Annotated in this window: 16 protein-coding genes; 5 read left to right on the forward strand and 11 right to left on the reverse strand. The window is 68.6% G+C overall.

All coding sequences use genetic code 11. From position 1 onward, the window contains the following. Positions 1–104 precede the first annotated feature (104 nt). From WDN01_19600 to WDN01_19610, 3 genes are all read left to right on the forward strand, one after another. Positions 105–1,592 (forward strand): aldehyde dehydrogenase family protein, encoded by a 1,488-nt coding sequence (locus tag WDN01_19600; protein ID MEJ0028236.1) that lies wholly within the window; start codon positions 105–107, stop codon positions 1,590–1,592. Positions 1,593–1,746: 154 nt separating this feature from the next. Further along, the gene (locus WDN01_19605) at positions 1,747–2,007 is read left to right on the forward strand and encodes an SHOCT domain-containing protein (protein MEJ0028237.1); all 261 of its coding nucleotides are present in this window, start codon (positions 1,747–1,749) and stop codon (positions 2,005–2,007) included. Between the two features lie 83 nt (positions 2,008–2,090). Continuing rightward, positions 2,091–2,258 carry a hypothetical protein gene (locus WDN01_19610; GenBank protein MEJ0028238.1) on the forward strand — a complete coding sequence of 56 codons (168 nt, stop codon included), beginning with the start codon at positions 2,091–2,093 and terminating at the stop codon, positions 2,256–2,258. Here WDN01_19610 and motA read toward each other — a convergent pair. From motA to WDN01_19625, 3 genes are all read right to left on the reverse strand, one after another. Further along, positions 2,255–3,127, reverse strand: coding sequence for a flagellar motor stator protein MotA (motA, locus tag WDN01_19615; protein MEJ0028239.1), 873 nt, complete (start codon positions 3,125–3,127; stop codon positions 2,255–2,257). The two genes, WDN01_19610 and motA, sit on opposite strands and share 4 nt — an antisense overlap. A gap of 88 nt (positions 3,128–3,215) precedes the next feature. Beyond that, the gene (locus tag WDN01_19620; protein MEJ0028240.1) at positions 3,216–3,707 is read right to left on the reverse strand and encodes an Hpt domain-containing protein; all 492 of its coding nucleotides are present in this window, start codon (positions 3,705–3,707) and stop codon (positions 3,216–3,218) included. A gap of 8 nt (positions 3,708–3,715) precedes the next feature. Beyond that, entirely contained in the window at positions 3,716–4,234 is a 519-nt protein-coding gene (locus WDN01_19625) for a response regulator (GenBank protein MEJ0028241.1), read from the reverse strand. Between the two features lie 181 nt (positions 4,235–4,415). Between WDN01_19625 and WDN01_19630 the strand changes: the two genes are divergently transcribed. Beyond that, positions 4,416–4,892: an NUDIX domain-containing protein gene (locus WDN01_19630; GenBank protein ID MEJ0028242.1), complete on the forward strand. Its 477-nt coding sequence runs from the start codon at positions 4,416–4,418 to the stop codon at positions 4,890–4,892. On the opposite strand, the gene WDN01_19635 is transcribed toward WDN01_19630, so the two are convergent. Further along, complete coding sequence (locus WDN01_19635; GenBank protein ID MEJ0028243.1) at positions 4,893–5,798, reverse strand: SDR family NAD(P)-dependent oxidoreductase; 906 nt, start codon at positions 5,796–5,798, stop codon at positions 4,893–4,895. A gap of 189 nt (positions 5,799–5,987) precedes the next feature. Continuing rightward, positions 5,988–6,905: an SDR family NAD(P)-dependent oxidoreductase gene (locus WDN01_19640; protein ID MEJ0028244.1), complete on the reverse strand. Its 918-nt coding sequence runs from the start codon at positions 6,903–6,905 to the stop codon at positions 5,988–5,990. Positions 6,906–6,928: 23 nt separating this feature from the next. Between WDN01_19640 and WDN01_19645 the strand changes: the two genes are divergently transcribed. After that, positions 6,929–7,504 carry an N-acetyltransferase gene (locus tag WDN01_19645; GenBank protein MEJ0028245.1) on the forward strand — a complete coding sequence of 192 codons (576 nt, stop codon included), beginning with the start codon at positions 6,929–6,931 and terminating at the stop codon, positions 7,502–7,504. Here the strand turns inward: WDN01_19645 and WDN01_19650 are convergent, their stop codons facing one another. From WDN01_19650 to WDN01_19675, 6 genes are all read right to left on the reverse strand, one after another. Then, on the reverse strand, positions 7,505–8,083 hold the full coding sequence (locus WDN01_19650) for a hypothetical protein (protein MEJ0028246.1): 579 nt from the start codon (positions 8,081–8,083) through the stop codon (positions 7,505–7,507). After that, positions 8,080–8,235, reverse strand: a complete 156-nt coding sequence (locus tag WDN01_19655; protein ID MEJ0028247.1) for a DUF4160 domain-containing protein — start codon at positions 8,233–8,235, stop codon at positions 8,080–8,082. Before WDN01_19655 ends, WDN01_19650 begins: the two co-directional genes overlap by 4 nt. A gap of 64 nt (positions 8,236–8,299) precedes the next feature. Then, a complete protein-coding gene (locus WDN01_19660; GenBank protein ID MEJ0028248.1) occupies positions 8,300–10,366 on the reverse strand; it encodes a hypothetical protein in 2,067 nt (688 codons plus the stop codon). Further along, complete coding sequence (locus tag WDN01_19665; protein MEJ0028249.1) at positions 10,363–13,095, reverse strand: DUF4159 domain-containing protein; 2,733 nt, start codon at positions 13,093–13,095, stop codon at positions 10,363–10,365. The genes WDN01_19660 and WDN01_19665 overlap by 4 nt, the downstream gene beginning before the upstream one ends. Before the next feature lies 1 nt (position 13,096). Beyond that, positions 13,097–13,954: a DUF58 domain-containing protein gene (locus WDN01_19670; GenBank protein ID MEJ0028250.1), complete on the reverse strand. Its 858-nt coding sequence runs from the start codon at positions 13,952–13,954 to the stop codon at positions 13,097–13,099. Further along, complete coding sequence (locus WDN01_19675) at positions 13,951–14,946, reverse strand: MoxR family ATPase (protein MEJ0028251.1); 996 nt, start codon at positions 14,944–14,946, stop codon at positions 13,951–13,953. The genes WDN01_19670 and WDN01_19675 overlap by 4 nt, the downstream gene beginning before the upstream one ends. Between the last annotated feature and the right edge of the window lie 135 nt (positions 14,947–15,081).

Below are 15,081 nucleotides of genomic sequence, written 5' to 3' on the forward strand. Positions count from 1 at the left end.
GGCAAGGCTACGCCGGCCGGGTTAAGGCAAGCTTTCCCGGCCGCATTGATCGGGCCGCGAAAGCGGAGTACTGAGCCGCAATTCTCCCGTTTTTCGAGGGTTTCATGACCGCGCGCGATGTTCTGCAAGTTCTCGGCGTCGAGAGTTCCGGCGACCATGTCGTCCGCTCGCCCATCGACGGGGCGGAGATCGGCCGCGTCGCCTTCGACGACGCTGGGACCGTCCAAACCAAGATCGCCGCGAGCGCCGAGGCTTTCCGCGCCTGGCGCGACGTGCCGGCGCCGCGCCGCGGCGAGCTGGTCCGCCTGTTCGGCGAAGAGCTGCGCGCCAACAAGGACGCGCTCGGCCGCCTGGTGACGCTGGAAGCCGGCAAGATCCTCCAGGAGGGCCTGGGCGAAGTGCAGGAGATGATCGACATCTGCGACTTCGCGGTCGGCCTGTCGCGCCAGCTTTATGGTCTGACCATCGCGTCCGAGCGCCCCGGCCACCGCATGATGGAGACCTGGCACCCCGCCGGTCCCGTCGCGGTGATCTCGGCGTTCAATTTCCCGGTCGCGGTGTGGGCGTGGAACGCGGCGCTGGCGCTGGTCTGCGGCGACAGCGTGCTCTGGAAGCCGTCCGAGAAGACGCCGCTCACCGCGCTCGCCTGCCAGGCGCTGTTCGCGCGGGCCGCCAAGCGCTTCGGCGACGCGCCGGCGCACCTGTCCCAGGTCCTGCTCGGCGAACGCGATGTCGGCGAGGCGCTGGCGAAGGATGCGCGCATCCCGGTCGTCAGCGCCACGGGCTCGACGCGGATGGGCCGCGAATTGGCGCCCGTGGTCGCCGCGCGCTTCGGCCGCGCCATCCTGGAGCTCGGCGGCAACAATGCGATGATCGTCGCGCCCTCGGCCAAGCTCGACCTGGCGGTGCGCGCCATCTTGTTCGCCGCGGTCGGCACCGCCGGCCAGCGCTGCACCAGCCTGCGCCGCCTCTTCGTGCATGACAGCGTCTACGACAAACTGGTTCCGGCACTGAAATCCGCCTATGCGAAGCTCGCCATCGGCAGTCCGCTGGAGCCCGCCACGCTGGTCGGACCGCTGATCGACAAGGCGGCGTTCGACGCCATGGAGCGCGCCCTTGCCGCCGCGCAGGCGGAAGGCGGCGGCGTTACCGGCGGCGGCCGCGCGCTGACGGACGAATTCCCCGACGCGCGCTACACCCGTCCCGCCATCGTCGAAATGCCCGCGCAGACGCCCACAGTGTGCCGCGAGACCTTCGCGCCGATCCTCTATGTGATGCGCTATGCGAAATTCGCGGACGCGCTGGCGCTGCACAATGCGGTGCCGCAGGGCCTGTCGTCCTGCATCTTCACCCTGGACATGCAGGAGGCCGAGCGTTTCCTCGCGGCGTCCGGCAGCGATTGCGGCATCGCCAATGTGAACATCGGCCCCTCCGGCGCGGAGATCGGCGGCGCCTTCGGCGGCGAGAAGGAGACCGGCGGCGGTCGCGAAAGCGGCTCGGATTCCTGGAAGGCCTATATGCGGCGCCAGACCGCGACCATCAATTATTCCAACGCCTTGCCGCTCGCCCAGGGGATCGAATTCGGGGTGTAGCCGGGTTGTCATGCCCGCGAAGGCGGGAATCCAGTGCCGCAAGCTGGATGCCCGCCTTCGCGGACATGACAGCGGAGATTTGGCCGGATCGGCATTGCTCTGGAAATCCCCCGCGGCCTCCCCATATCTCGGCTGTCGCATTGGGGAGGCTGGCATGCTCCACGCGCTTCTGTTCTGGCCTTTCGCCTTCTGGGTGTTCGGACCGTTCCACGGCCTTTTGAGCCTTTTGGTCCTCATCCTGATCTTCGGGCTGATCTTCGGCCGCCGCCGCTACTATTACGGCTATCCCTGGTGGTGGCACGAGCCGGCGCCCGACAGCCGCGCCGGCGCCAGGCGCATCCTGGAAGAGCGCTACGCCAGGGGCGAAATCCAGCGCGACGAGTACCTGCAGAAGCGCCAGGACCTCGGCGGCTGACGGATTAACTCTTCCTTCACCAGTTCCTTCACCTCGCCGCGTCCTTCGCCTAGCCTCGGTGCGTTCACTGGGGGACGCGTGGGATGCCGAGGACCGTGGCGCAGCTGGCCGGAATGATCGTGACGTCGATCGTGGTGTTCGGCACCGATGTCGACGTGTTCACCGCGCTGCCGCTGGGCATCGTGGCCGGCGCGCTGGCGACCTTCTTCGTCGCGCTGTCGGACGAAAAGCGCAAGCTCGCGAAGGCTTAGCCGCCGTCCGGCGGGATGGTGTTCAGCGCCTCTTCCAACTCGGCGAAGGAAGGCTGCGCCTCGCTCGGCACGCTGCCGCGGCCGATCTCCACCGACACCTGCGCCGCGTTGCCGTGCAGATGCGCGACCAGGATGTCGCGGATGACGTGATAGAACTGCGCGTCCTCGTCGACGATGGCTTTCAGCCGCGCGCCCATCGGGCCGACGATGCCATAGGCCAGGAACACGCCCAGGAAAGTGCCGACCAGCGCCGAGCCGATCATGCCGCCCAGCACCTCGGGCGGCTCGCTGATCGCGCCCATCGTCTTGATGACGCCCAAGACCGCCGCGACGATGCCGAGCGCCGGCAGGCCGTCCGACATCGTGGTCAGCGCATTGGCGCCGACCAGCGCTTCGTGATGATGCTTCTCGAGCTGCTTCTCCATCGCGGTCTCGACCTGGTGCGGATCCTCCAGGCTCATCGTCATCATGCGCAGCGTGTCGCAGATGAAATCGAGCGCGAAATGGTCCTTCATGATCTTCGGATAGCGCTTGAAGATCGAGGATTCTTCGGGTTTCTCGATATGCGCTTCCAGCGCGATCAGGCCCTTGGACTTCATCGTCTTGGTGAGCAGGAACAGAAGGCAGAGCAGGTCGCGATAGTCGCCCGGTTTCCATTGCGGCCCGGAGATCACCTTGCCCAGGGAGCCCGCGACCTTCTTGACCGAATACATCGATCCGGCGATCAGCATCGCCGCGATGGCGGCGCCGAAGATGGTGAGCATCTCGTGCGGCAGCGCCTCGAACACGACGCCGAGCGAGCCGCCGGTCATCAGATAGCCGCCGAACACGCATGCGAAGAGAACTACGATGCCGCCGATCTGAAGCATGGCCCGCCCACGAGAAATCAGGCCGTTAGTATTAAGAAAAGGGCTTAAGAAGCGCTGAATGCTGTTCCAGCGCGATCCCGCGCCGGGTTCAGCGCCGTGCCGAAACCTTGGCCTCGGCCAGCTTGCGCGCGACCAGCGCGGCCAATTGCTGCGCCACGGCGTCGCCGTGGCGCGCCGCGTCGTCCTCGGTGCGGGCGGAGCGGATCACCGCGTCGAGATGCAGGCCGGCGACCGCCGCGTCGGGCTCGATCCCGAGCTGCGCAATCGAATCGAGATAATGGCAAAGCCCGTTGGCGATGCGCCCCGTGGCGACCAGCCCCGCCGTGCCGGCGAGGCCGCGGATTTCGTGCGTCGCGGAGAACACTGTGGGCCAGTCCCGCGCCCGCATCGCGGCGCCCAGCTCATCGACGAGCGCCAGCACCGCGCCGCGCAGCTCGGCGGTCTTCAGCGCGATGACGCGGCTCGCCCGGGCGAGCGTCTCGCTGCTCTTGAGCTTGGCCATCGCCTGCTTGCGCCCCGCTTCGGAAAGAAGCGGCGGATAGTCCCCGGCGGGGCCGGCATCGTCGGCGCGTCTGGCCATGATTTTCCTCAGCGGACCGCGACGTCGTTCTCGAAATCGTCGCGGCGGCGGAACGGCCCGGCATAGTTCTCCACGGCGTGGCGCCGTCGGTCGGGCCCGAAATAGCCGGTCGTCGCCTTCACGAAGGGGCGCGGCCGGTCGAGGATCTCCCCGATGCGCTGGAACAGGTTGGCCGCGGTGATCGGCTTGGCCAGCACCTCGGTCACGCCGGCGTCGCGCGCCGCCTCGATGCGGTGGCGCTCGGTGTGGCCCGTCACCATGATGATCGGGATATAGGGATTGGGACTGTCCTTGGACATGCGCACCCCGCGCGCGAAATCCAGCCCGTCCATCGGCGTCATCGACAGGTCCGACAGGATGATGTCGGGCTGCTTGTCGCGCAGAAGCACCAGGGCGTCCTCGCCGTTCGCGGCCTCGAACACCGTGTCGATGCCGAGCGCGTTCAGCAGCGAGCGCAGCAGCATGCGCATATGCTGGTTGTCTTCGACGACCAGCGCCTTCAGGTGATCGAATGCCCCCCCGGACATGGCTACCGCCCCGTGTCGCGCAATGGACTCATGACCAATCCGCGCCGCCGCATGCGATGCGGCCGGCCCTTTCTGACGATGTACCCAGCAACGTCAATATAGGCTTCGCTTTGTTTGGTCCCGGCAGGTTAGAAACAGCGGGTTATTAATTGGTTACGCAGGCCGCCCTCGGAGGAACGACATGCTTTCGCGACTGGGGCTCCGGGTGAGGCAGTTCGTCTTGGGATCGCTGGCGACGACGGTCCGGGCGCTGATCGCGCCGGTCGCCCTCGGGGCGCACGGTCTTCTGGTCGACGAAAGCGGCCGCGTCGGCCTGGTGCGCCACTCCTATCACCCCGGCTGGTCGTTTCCCGGCGGCGGGGTGGCGCGCGGCGAGCCGGCCGTCGCCGCGATGCTGCGGGAACTCGGCGAGGAGTTGGGAAGCGTTCACAGCGATCCGCCTCGGTTTTTCGGGCTTTACACGCGGTCCGCCGGTTGGGCGACCAACGTGATCGCGCTCTATCTCCTGACGAATGCACGGGTCCAGTTTCGGCCCAACCTCGAGGTTCGCGAGCTCATTTTCGTCGATCCGGCGGCGCCGCCGCCCGGAACCTCGCCCGGGACCCTGCGGCGCCTCGCCGAATTCGTCGGCAAGACGCCGCCCGACCCATATTGGTGATCAGCCCGCTGTCGCCGGCGAGACCGGAAAGAATTTTTCTTTCATCTGCTCGAAGCACTCCGTCGCGATGTCTTCCGGCGTCCAGCCGCCGTCCCTGGTCAGGTTCAGGATCGCGCGCGGCTGGCTGTAGAGCTCGATCGTGTCGCCGCGGGCGCCGAAGATCTGCCCCGAGACTTGCCCGGCGAGGTCCGACACCAGGGCCACGGCGAGCTTCGCCGGCTGATCGGGGCGGATGGTTTGCGCCATCGCTTCGCGCCGCTTGGCCTGCGCCTCGTCGCGGATCGGTATCGACTGGGTCATGCGCGTCCAGGCGACCGGGGCGATGATGTTCGAGCGCACGCCGTATCGCGCGCCTTCCATCGCGACGACGCGCGACAATCCCATGATGCCGAGCTTCGCCGCCGCGTAATTCGCCTGGCCGATATTGCCGATCAGGCCCGAGGTCGACGTGAACAGCGCATAGGCGCCGGCCTGCTGTTCGCGGAAATGCTCGATCGTGGCGCGGCAGACGTTGAAGGAGCCTCTGAGATGGACCTCGATCACCTTGTCCCAGTCGAATTCGGTCATCTTGTGAAACATGGCGTCGCGCAGGATGCCGGCGGGATTGATCACGCCGTGCAGCCCGCCGAACTCCGTCAGCGTCCGGTCGCGCAAGGCTTCCATCGCGGAAAGCGACGTCACGCTGTCGGAGTTGGAAAACGCCCGGCCGCCGCCGGCGCGGATTTCGGCCGCCACCTGCTCGGCCGGCGAGGCGGAGCCCTGGTCGGTCGCGTCGCCCTTGAAGCCGCCGCCCAGATCGTTGACGACCACGGCCGCGCCTTCCTTGGCGGCGATCAGCGCCGTGTCCCTGCCGATCCCGTTGCCGCCGCCGGTGACCCAGACGACCTTGCCCGCCAAGATGCCCATGACTTCCTCCGTTTGGCCGTTATGTCCTGCGTCGCGACAAGCGCCGCGTCCTACCCTCCCCTTGAGGGAGGGTCGAAAAATTCGCAGCGCAGCGAAGAATTTTTCGGGGGAAGGGTCGGTACGGTCACCTCACCCTCCTCCGAAATTGCTTCGCGACGCTCGGCCGGGATGACAGCGCCGCAGACGTCGCTACACCGGATCCCAGCCGAACGTGCCCGTGGTCGGCAGAAGGTCGGTGAAGCTCGGCTTCATCGCCGCCATGCAGTGCTCGGCGATGGTCGCCGGCGTCCAGCCCTCGATCTTGCCCAGGCCGCGCACCGGGCGCGGCTGGCTCATCAGGAAGATCTCGTTGCCGCGCGCGGTGAAGATCTGGCCGCTGACGTCCTTGCACCCCGGCGAGGCGAGCGAGACGGCAAGCTGCGCCACCTGGTCGGCGCGCATATAGTTCTTCATGCGCTCGACGCGCTTGGCCGAGGCTTCGTCCTTCACCGGGATGGTGGCGATCATGCGCGACCAGGCGAAAGGCGCGATGGTGTTGGAGCGCACATTCTTGGCCGCGCCCTCCATCGCGAGGATGCGCGACAGCCCGACCACGCCCATCTTCACCGCGGCATAGTTCGCCTGCCCGATATTGCCGATCAGCCCCGAGGTCGAGGTGAACAGGACATAGGAGCCTTCGTTCTGCTCGCGGAAATGATTGATCGTGGCGCGCGTCACGTTATAGGCGCCGTTCAGGTGGACATCGACCACCATGTCCCAGTCGGCGTCGCTCATCTTGTGGAACATGGTGTCGCGCAGGATGCCGGCGGGATTGATCACCGCGTGCAGGCCTTTGAATTCGTCCATCGCCTGTTCGATCATGTGCGCGACGCCCTTGCGGTCGGTCACGCTGTCGGAGTTCGACACGGCGCGCCCGCCGCTCTTGCGGATCTCCTGCGCGACCTGTTCGGCGGGCCCGGCCGAGCCTTCGTCGCCGCCCGCGACCGCGCCGCCGAGGTCGTTGACGACGACCGCCGCGCCTTCCTTCGCCGCGAGCAGCGCGCATTCCTTGCCGATGCCGTTGGCGCCGCCCGTCACCAGAACGACCTTGCCATCGAGTACGCCCATGTGCTTCCTCCGCCGGAATTTCCGTGAACCCCAAGACTACCGAGCCCGGCTTGAGCGACGCAAGCGAACCCCGTTGGACGATCCGGCCGGAGCGGCCCGAGGACGCGCCCCTGGTCGAGGCGCTGAACGAGGCGGCGTTCGGTCCGGGCCGCTTCGCGAAATCCGCCTATCGCCTGAGGGAAGGCGTGTCGCAGGTCGCGTCGCTGGCCTTCGTCGCCATCGAGGACGCGCAGTTGCGCGGTTCCGTGCGCTTCTGGCCGGTGATGATCGGCGGCCACAAGGCGCTGATGCTCGGCCCGCTTGCCGTTACGGCGGACCAGCGCGGCCGCGGCATCGGCGTGGCGCTGATGGAGCGCGGCCTCGAAGCGGCGCGCGCCGCCGGCTTCGAAGTCGTGGTCCTGGTGGGCGACGAGCCTTATTACGCGCGCGTCGGCTTCTCGAAGCTTCCGCCGGGTCGCATCCGCTTTCCGGGACCGGTGGACCAGTCGCGGATTCTGGGATTGTCGCTGAAGGCGGGTGCCGCGCTGACGCTGTCGGGCGAGGTTCGCCGCGCCCGGCTCGACGACACCGTCTGTGCCGACGGCGCGGGGGTGGGGTAGCTATTCGGCCGCGACCTTCTTCGGCCGGCCGCGCCCACGGCGCGTGACGGGCCGGTAGTGTGCCGCAAAGACGGTCGGATCGCTGTCGAGCGCCCGAAGCGCGATGGAGACGGTCTCCGGCAGCGCATCGGCATTGCGATAAGCACGAATGGTCCTTTCGGCCACATGCAGCAGTGCTGCCGTTTCGGCCGTGTTCAGATCATGCTTTTGCTCGAAAGCGATGAGATGCTTTCCGGACTGCGCCTGTTGCTGCTCGGACAGGGTCCGCAGCGTCGCCGCGCTATAGTCCAGGCCATTGTCCCAGCCGATGCCGGAGCCATGGCCGACCGGCTTTACCCGGCGGAACGCGGCCTGGTCCTCGGCGAAGCCCGCGAAATGCCGCGAGCTGTGCACCAGGCCGGTCAGGTCGACGCGCGATTTCGTGCCGTCGTCCCAGGTCACGCGCAGCGACAGCGGTTCCTTCGCGGCTTCCACGGCCCTTACGCGGGCCAGGTTCTTGCTCTTCGTCAATGCAGCTCGTCCCATTTTCGCAACAGCGTCTCGCGGTTGTCCGCGATCCACGTCATCGCCGTTCGTCATGCCCGCGGCGGCGCGGCACCTGCCAGAACGGCACCGTCCCGGATCGCCACGAGCATCTCGAATTCCCGCCCGACCACATGGACATGGGGCGGGTTGTGATCTTCGAAATACATGTCGATCTCGAAATTCGCGAAGCGCGAAAGCGTCGGCATCGTAAAGGATATTACGGCATATTCTGCCGGATTTCAAGAGAAATAACGGCAGATATTGCCGCCTTTATCGCCCCTCGACCCGCCACGCGATCAGCAGCGTGCCCAGCAGCAACAGCAGCGCCAGCCAGGCCGGCAGCAGCGGCTGCTGCTCCACGCTCGTCACGCGATAGGCGCCGTTGGCCCGAAGCCCGATCCAGTTCGATCCCGCCGCATTGCCGCCGGCGCCGACGCGGCGCACATCCGGCACGCCGTCGCTCAGCCAATGCACTGAGCCGCCGCTCGCATCCGCGATCGGCGACAGGATCGCCTGCGTCGCGCGCATGTCGGCGACCTCTTTCGGGTTCAGCGGTCCCGCCGCCGCCACCGCGGTCAGCGTCCCGTCGGTCAGCCGGTAGAGCCCGAGCTCGTCGGCCTTTGCGGTGGCGCGCCACACGCCGGGCTCGACCTTGGTCAGCGTCAGCGTCGCGGTCTTGCCCGACGGATAGGTCAGCGTCACCGGCGCCGCATGGTCCGCCATGGTGCGCCGCTCGACCGCGATGCGGCCGTCGGCGATGGTCGCGGCCAGGCGCTCCTCTTCCAGCTCCGGCTCCTTCATCAGCCAATGCGCCAGCCGGCGCAGCAATTCGGCCTGCGGCCCGCCGCCCTCGAAGCCGCGCGCCCACAGCCAGACCTGGTCGGACAGAAGCTCCGCGACGCGGCCCTTGCGCACTTTGTCGAGCACCAGCAGCGGCCGGCCGCCCGGCCCGCTCATCAGCGTCTCGCCGCCCACCTTGTTGGCGCCGATGACGCGGAACCAGCGGCCCCAGCTCGGGGCCGCCGTCTCGGTGTTGGCGCCGGGCAGGTCGCGCGTCACCGGATGCGCCATGCCCTGCGCCGTTACGACGGGCTTGTAGCCTTGCGTCACGATCTCGCCGGTCGGCTGCGCCGGCAGCACGGCGGCGAGCGGCGTATGCGAGATGCTCATCGGTCCGGCGAATTCCGGCCCCGACGACACCAGCAGCGCCCCGCCATTGTCGACATAGTCGGCGAGGTTCTCGAAATAGGGCAGCGGCAATATCCCGCGCTCGCTGTAGCGGTCGAAGATCACCAGGTCGAAACTGTCGAGCTTCTCGCTGAACAATTCCTGGGTCGGAAAGGCGATCAGCGACAGCTCGTTGACCGGGATCGTCGGGTCCTGTTTCGAGGGCGGCCGCAGGATCGTGAAGTGGATCAGGTCGACCGACGGGTCGGACTTCAAAAGATTGCGCCACACCCGCTCGCCCGCATGCGGCTCGCCGCTGACCAGCAGCACGCGCAGCCGGTCGCGCACGCCCGACACGGTGACGACGGCGCGGTTGTTCTGCAGCGTCAGTTCCGCCGGCCCCGGCTCGGCCTCGACCTCCACGACGTTCTCGCCGCCGTGGCGGACCGGGATCTGCAGCGTCGCGTTGCGCCCGACCGGCACGGTCTGCGTTCCCAGCGTCGTCCCGTCGATGCGCAGCACGATCCCCGCCGTTCCGCCGCCGCCGGAGCCGAAATCGTCGACCCGCACCACCATCGGGGCGCTCTGCGCGACGATGGCGAAGCGCGCCGCGTTCACGATGGTGAGCTTGCGGTCCTTCTCGCCGCGCCGCCCGGCGATCAGGGCATGGATCGGCGCATGGACGGCGAGCTTGTCCGGCGCCGGCGCGTCGTGCACCTCGCCGTCGGTGATCAGGATCGCGCCTGCGATCCGTTCCGGCGGCACGTCGGCGAGCGCGGCATTGAGCCCGGCGAAAAGCTGCGTGCCGTTGTCCTCGCCCGTCGCGGTCGTCGTCACCACGCTTTCGCGGATTTCCAGGGTCTTGTCGCCGGCGAGCTGTTTCTTGATCGCGGCCAGCGCCGCGTCCTCCTGCGCCTTGCGGTCGTCCACGCCCATGCTCTGCGAGCGGTCGATCACGATCGCCGCGACATCGGGAAGAGGACTGTGCGTCTCGTTGACGATGAGCGGATTGGCGAGCACGAAGATCAGCGCCGCGAAGACCAGCGCCCGCGCCCAGGCGCCGCGCGCCCGCAGCGCGAAGGACAGGATCGTGAGCGCGACGGCAATCCCCACCGCGGCCCAGAACAGCGCGAGCGGCACATGCGGCGCGAAGTCGATGCTGAGGTTCACGGCTGGCGGCCCATGCGCTTGAGCAGTGCCGGCCAATGCACCATGTCGGCCTTGTAGTTGCCGGTGAAGGCATACATCACCAGATTGACGCCGAAGCGATAGGCCATCTCGCGCTGGCGCTCGCCGCCCGGCACCACGTCGACCATCGGCGCGCCGTCGGGCCGCACGGCCCAGGCCGCCGCCCAGTCATTGCCGCCGATGATCACCGGCGAGACGCCGTCGCCGCCGCGCGCCGGCGCCGCGCCGGCATTGGGATCGGCCGGCGGCAGCGCCTCGACCCATACCTTGCCGCCGTCCCAGCGGCCGGGAAAATTCTGGATGATGTAGAACGTCTTGGTCAGCACGTGATCGGACGGCACCGGCTGCAGCGGCGGCAGGTCGAGCTTGGCGACCAGCCTTCGCAGCGTCTGCTCCCCCGGCGACTGCGCGCCACGCGCCGCGCCCAGCGTCAGGTCGCGGGTGTCGAACAGGATCGTCCCGCCGTTGCGCATATAGTCGCTGATCTTCGACAGCGCCTCGGGCGAAAGGTCCTTCTCGCGCGGGTCCATCGGCCAGTAGAGCAGGGGGAAGAACGACAGGTCGTCCTTCGCGACGTCGACGCCCATCGGGTCCTGCGGCTCGTAAGAGGTGCGTGCCCGCAATTGCAGCGCAAGGCCGGTCAGCCCTGCCCGGCTCATCTCGTCGACATCGGCAAGCCCGGTGACGACATAGGCGAGCCGCGTGTCGTCCGCGGCTTTCAGGTCGAACGCATCGTCCGCGCGCGCGCTGTGCCCGCGCACCGCGAACAGGAGCGCGAGCGCGACCGCCGCGATCCGCGTCAGCCGCAGCCGCGAAAGATAGCCGCGCAGCCAGAGCGACAGCAGCGCGTCGAGGAACAGGAGCGCGAGCGCCACGCCCAGGAACCACGGCGCCAGCGCCGTCACCGTCGATTGCGGATAGGGCTCGGTGTCGATGCCGGCGAAAGGCAGCAGCACCGTATCGGCCTTGACCGCGTTCAGCGCATCCTCGGTGCCGGCGACGCCGTAGAGCCCCGGCGGGTGGACCGGCGACGGCACGGTCTTCGCCAGATCGGCGGCGCGGATCGGCAGCACTTCGGCCGGCGGCTTGCGGGCCCGGCCGAAGCCGTCCAGCGTCGTCACCGGCGGCAGCGTCGTGGCGCTCTTCATGTCGCTGGCCTTGGCCCCCGCCGACAGCGCCAGCAGCCGCCGCATCATGTCGACGTAAAGTCCGGACAGCGGCAGCGATGACCAGCTCGGCCCCGCCGTGATGTGGAACAGGACGATGAATCCCTTGCCGCGATTCTCCGCGGTGACAAGCGGCGTGCCGTCCGCCAGCCTTGCCCAGCTCCGGTCCGCCAGTTCGACCGACGGCTCCGCCAGCACCTGCCGCGTCACCGATACGTCGGCCGGGATCGTCAATCCCGCGAAGGGACTGGAATCGGAGAACGGCGCCAGCTTCTGCGGCTCGGCCCAGGCCAGCGCGCCGCCGAGATAGCGCCCGCCGACCCGCAGCTTCACCGGCACCAGGTCGTCGGTGCCGCCGGTCATGCGCCCGCCCGCGAAGCGGATCACGAGCCCGCCGCCGGCGACGAATTTCGCCACCTTGTCGTAGTCGCTGCCCGTCACCCGTGCGACATCGGCCAGGATCAGCACCGACACATTGCGCGCCAGCACGGCGCCGATCGTGCCCTTGCGCACCTCGGCATAGGGCGCCAGCGCGCGCTCCAGATAATACGTGTCGGAGAGCAGCGGCTGGGTGTCCTCGGCGACGTCGGCTGCGACAAGGCCCACGGCGCGGCGCGATCCGCCGCCGCCCAGGAGCTGCACCGCCCCTGCCGAATCCGCGTTCGCGACGGCGATGCGCGTCGTCTCGTTGCGCACCTCCAGCGGAAGGCTGATATGCGCGTCCGCCCTGGCGCGCGCGCCTTCGAAGCGGAAGGCGCCTTCCGCCAGCATCTCGCCATGGCTGCCCAGCGCCTGGACGCGGCCGCCGCGCGCCCCGTCGGTGTCGGCGCGCAGCACCGAGACGTCGAAGCCGTTCGCCTTGTTGGCCGGCGGCAGCAGCGCCAGCGCCCCCTGGCCCGGCGCATCGGCATAGATCGTCAGCGCGCCGGCCTTCGCCAGCGCGTCGGCGGTGGCGCCCGCCGTGCCGTCCTCGATCCCGTCGCTCAGCCACAGGATCTGCGGCGGCGCCGCGAACTTCGCTCTGGCGATCGCGGCCGCGGCGCGACGGCGGTCCGGCAACCAGGGCTGCGGCACCAGCGCCTGCGCGATGCGCGCCGCGCGTCCCGCATCCATCAGGCTCACATCGGGAATGTCGGCGGTCGGCACGATGGCGACGGCGCGCCTCTGCTGCGTCGCGCTGCGCAGCACGTCCGCGATCACCGCCTGCCGCGCGTCCCAATTCGCGGCCGAGGTCCAGCCATTGTCGACCACCAGCACGACGGGTCCGGTTCCGGCGACGGTCGGGCCCTTGCCGAACAGGGGCTCGGCGAGCGCCACGATCACGCAGGCCGCCGCGATCAGGCGCAGCAGCAGCAGCCACCAGGGCGTCCGCGCCGGCGTCTCTTCCTTTCCGGACAATCCCAGAAGCAACCGCAGCGGCGGGAATACCAGCCTTCGCGGCAGGGGCGGCGTCACGCGCAGCAGCCACCACACCGCCGGCAGCACGATCAGGGCGCCGAGGATGAAGGGCGCGCCGAAACTCAATCCCGCGAGCAATCCGGCCACGTCAGGTGCCGCTCATGTCGGCATAGAGCGCGATCAGCGCGGTCTGCGGCGGCTTGTCCGTGCGGTGCGCGATATAGGACCAGCCCAGCCGCCGCGCCAGCGCGCCCAAGGTCTCGGCATGTGCCTTGAACCGCGCGCGATAGGCGCCTGCCACCGTCTCGGCGCGGCCGATCGTTTCGCTCAAGTCGCCCTTCGTGTCCTCGAAGCGCACGCGCCCGGCATAGGGAAAATCCTCTTCCGCCGGATCGATGATGTGCACCACCTGTCCCGTCACCGCCGAATGCGACAGCCGCCTGAGCGTCGCCTCGATATCGATCAGCGGCGAGAGAAAGTCGGAGAACCAGACGAATTGCGCGTTCTTGGTGATCGCCGCGTCGGGCGGCAGCGCGATGTCGCGGTCCGGTCCGTCCAGCAGCGTGTGCCCGATCCGCCGGAGCGCCGCGCGCGAACTGGCCGGCGCGTGTCCGTCGCCATAGAGCGCTACGCGCTCGCCGCCGCGCACCAGCAGCGACGCCAGCGCCAGGCCGAGCAGCTTGGCCCGCTCCGCCTTGGTGGTCTTGGCCGATGCGAATTGCATGCCGGCCGAGGCATCGCACCAGAACCACACCGACTGCGCCGCCTCCCATTCGCGCTCGCGCACGAAGAGATGCTGCGACTTGGCCGATTGCCGCCAGTCGATCGCGCTCGCTGCGTCCTCCGGCGTATAGCGGCGGAACTGCCAGAAGCTCTCGCCCATGCCGGCCTTGCGCCGTCCGTGCACGCCGAGACTCACCGCCGCGGCCAGCCGCTCGGCGTCGAGCAGGAGCGGCGGCAGGCCGGCGCCGAGCGCCTCGGCTTCATATTGGAGATTCGAACTCAAAGAATGCTCCGGCTGAGCCTTTCGATGACGGAGGTCACCGTCATGCCTTCGGCGCGCGCCGGGAAGGTGAGCGCCATGCGATGGCGCAGCACCGGCTGCGCCAGGGCCTCGACGTCGTCGGTCGACGGCGCCAGCCGTCCCTCGATCAGCGCCCGCGCCCGCACCGCCAGCATGAAGGCCTGGCTCGCGCGCGGACCCGGACCCCAGGCCACGGCGTCGCGGACGTCCTTGGGCCCTTCTTCGCCGGGCCGTGCCGCGCGCACCAGCTTCAGGATCGCGTCGACGACCTTCTCGCCGACCGGGATGTGCCGCACGATCTGCTGCGCCAGCATCAGGTCGGCGGCGCTGCACACCGCGACCGGCTTCTCCTCCTCGCCGAAGGTCGTGGCCGCCAGCATGCGCCGCTCGGCCTCCTTGTCGGGATAGCCGATGTCGATCTGCAACAGGAACCGGTCGAGCTGTGCCTCGGGCAGGGGATAGGTGCCTTCCTGCTCCAGCGGGTTCTGCGTCGCCAGCACATGGAACGGCTTGGGCAGGTCGTAGCGCTGGCCGGCCACCGTGACGTGCCGCTCCTGCATCGCCTGCAGCAGCGCCGATTGGGTACGCGGGCTGGCGCGGTTGATCTCGTCGGCCATCAGCAATTGGGTGAACACCGGACCCGCGATGAAGCGGAAGCTGCGCTTGCCGCCGGCCTCTTCCAGGACTTCGGAGCCGATGATGTCGGTCGGCATCAGGTCCGGGGTGAACTGGATGCGTTTCCAGTCCAGGCCGAGCACGATGCCCAGCGTCTCGACCAGCTTGGTCTTGGCGAGGCCCGGCACGCCGATCAGAAGGCCGTGCCCGCCGGCCAGGAGCGTCACCAGCGTCTGCTCGATCACCGCATCTTGGCCGAAGATCGCCCGCCCGACCGCCTCGCGCACCTTGGCCAGCGTGGCCGCGGCGCGCTCCAGATGGGCGGCGGCGCCAGAACTCTCAGCCACGGTATCGTTCATGAAGGGGGTCCGGATGCTTGGTTGCCGGTCCACGGACCGCACCTTATCTTCCGGGTGCGCCGGGACCGGACCTATCTACCCCGGCGATGCAGGCGCAACAAGGAAAACACCCGGTCCGCACAGGGCTGTGAAGGA

Source organism: Rhizomicrobium sp. (assembly GCA_037200985.1).
Classification (GTDB): domain Bacteria; phylum Pseudomonadota; class Alphaproteobacteria; order Micropepsales; family Micropepsaceae; genus Rhizomicrobium.

Coding starts and splice junctions, on each gene's coding strand:
- WDN01_19600 (MEJ0028236.1), top strand. CDS start 105: ATGACCGCGCGCGATGTTCTGCAAGTTCTCGGCGTCGAGAGTTCCGGC.
- WDN01_19605 (MEJ0028237.1), top strand. CDS start 1,747: ATGCTCCACGCGCTTCTGTTCTGGCCTTTCGCCTTCTGGGTGTTCGGA.
- WDN01_19610 (MEJ0028238.1), top strand. CDS start 2,091: ATGCCGAGGACCGTGGCGCAGCTGGCCGGAATGATCGTGACGTCGATC.
- motA (MEJ0028239.1), bottom strand. CDS start 3,127: ATGCTTCAGATCGGCGGCATCGTAGTTCTCTTCGCATGCGTGTTCGGC.
- WDN01_19620 (MEJ0028240.1), bottom strand. CDS start 3,707: ATGGCCAGACGCGCCGACGATGCCGGCCCCGCCGGGGACTATCCGCCG.
- WDN01_19625 (MEJ0028241.1), bottom strand. CDS start 4,234: ATGTCCGGGGGGGCATTCGATCACCTGAAGGCGCTGGTCGTCGAAGAC.
- WDN01_19630 (MEJ0028242.1), top strand. CDS start 4,416: ATGCTTTCGCGACTGGGGCTCCGGGTGAGGCAGTTCGTCTTGGGATCG.
- WDN01_19635 (MEJ0028243.1), bottom strand. CDS start 5,798: ATGGGCATCTTGGCGGGCAAGGTCGTCTGGGTCACCGGCGGCGGCAAC.
- WDN01_19640 (MEJ0028244.1), bottom strand. CDS start 6,905: ATGGGCGTACTCGATGGCAAGGTCGTTCTGGTGACGGGCGGCGCCAAC.
- WDN01_19650 (MEJ0028246.1), bottom strand. CDS start 8,083: ATGACGAACGGCGATGACGTGGATCGCGGACAACCGCGAGACGCTGTT.
- WDN01_19655 (MEJ0028247.1), bottom strand. CDS start 8,235: ATGCCGACGCTTTCGCGCTTCGCGAATTTCGAGATCGACATGTATTTC.
- WDN01_19675 (MEJ0028251.1), bottom strand. CDS start 14,946: ATGAACGATACCGTGGCTGAGAGTTCTGGCGCCGCCGCCCATCTGGAG.